The 332-nt window shown below is 51.5% G+C and carries 1 protein-coding gene; it reads left to right on the top strand.

Annotated elements, in window-relative coordinates:
• The coding region (locus tag H4O21_RS24935; protein ID WP_182812681.1) for an NUDIX hydrolase at positions 1-332 on the top strand (332 nt) is incomplete at both ends.

Here is a 332-nt window from a genome sequence, read left to right as displayed (position 1 = left end):
TGAACAGGCGCTCAGTCAGTTCACTCCGCTCAATATCAAAGGGACTCATCCGGAAGCCTCTGTGCTGATTGCTCTGACGAATCAGCCTGATCCGGAAATCATTCTGACCAGAAGGGCATCTCATCTGTGCAGCCACTCCGGACAGGTGGCTTTTCCGGGAGGGATGAAAGATCATAGTGACCCGAATCTTAAATTCACTGCACTCAGAGAAAGCTGGGAAGAAGTGGCTATGCCGCCGGATGAAGTAAGAATTATCGGACGCCTGAATCAGGGTGTTTCCCATATGGGAGTGCGGGTTACGCCCTGGGTAGGCATTGTTGAGCCAGATATTG

Origin of the sequence: Oceanospirillum sediminis (genome assembly GCF_014164585.1) — a bacterium.
Classification (GTDB): Bacteria; Pseudomonadota; Gammaproteobacteria; order Pseudomonadales; family Halomonadaceae; genus Oceanospirillum; species Oceanospirillum sediminis.
This window is presented reverse-complemented; position numbering and strand designations above follow the sequence as displayed.